This window comes from Actinoallomurus acaciae (assembly GCF_042429965.1).
Classification (GTDB): Bacteria; Actinomycetota; Actinomycetes; order Streptosporangiales; family Streptosporangiaceae; genus Actinoallomurus; species Actinoallomurus acaciae.
This window is the reverse complement of record NZ_JBHLZP010001236.1, coordinates 1-692: the sequence shown is the minus strand read 5'-3', so window position 1 is coordinate 692 and position 692 is coordinate 1. Positions and strand designations below refer to the sequence as shown.

The window sequence follows — 692 nt, the reverse complement described above, 5'->3', positions numbered from 1 at the left end:
AGGGCCGCGTCGACCAGCGCGGGCCAGTCGGCCGCGGTCGCGCCGCTGCGGGCCAGCCCGGTGTCGGCCTTCAGGTGCAGCCTGACCTGGTGCCCGACGCGGGCGGCGGCCTGGGTGATCTCCTCGACCTGACCGACGGAGGTGGCCGACAGGTCGACGCCTTCGGCGATGGCGTCGTCGAACCGCTCGCCGGGCGCGTACAGCCAGCACATCGCCGGCACGTCGAGGCCCGCGCGCCGCAGGGTCAGCGCCTCGTCCAGGGTGGCGACGCCCAGCCAGGACGCTCCGCCCGCCACCGCGGCACGTGCCGCCGGGATGATCCCGTGGCCGTACCCGTCCGCCTTGACGACCGCCATCAGCTGGGCACCCGGGGCGCTCTCCCGCAGCAACTCGACGTTGCGCCTGATCGCGAGGAGATCGACACGGGCCGCGGTGGTAACGCTCATGCACCAAGTGTGGCAGCGCCGGACCCTTGCCCAGGCCAATCGACGGTGGACTCGCCGCACGTGGCGACCCGCGCCGACCTCCGGGTCTCAGCCGGTGAGCGCGCGGAAGGCGGCGGGAAGCGCCCCGATGACATCCTGGGCGGCGATCGGCGCCTCCGCGTCGGAGCCGGGCTCCGGACCGGCGGCGGCGATCCGCCCGGCGAGGCCGTGGGGGACCTCGCGGGCGGCCGCGGTGTCGATCGCGGT

At 75.7% G+C, this 692-nt stretch carries 1 protein-coding gene; it reads right to left on the bottom strand.

What is annotated here, in order from left to right; genetic code table 11:
- Positions 1 to 446 (bottom strand): alanine racemase (locus tag ACFFNX_RS51850; RefSeq protein ID WP_378213878.1); only part of this gene is annotated, 446 nt, incomplete at its 3' end.
- Between the last annotated feature and the right edge of the window lie 246 nt (positions 447 to 692).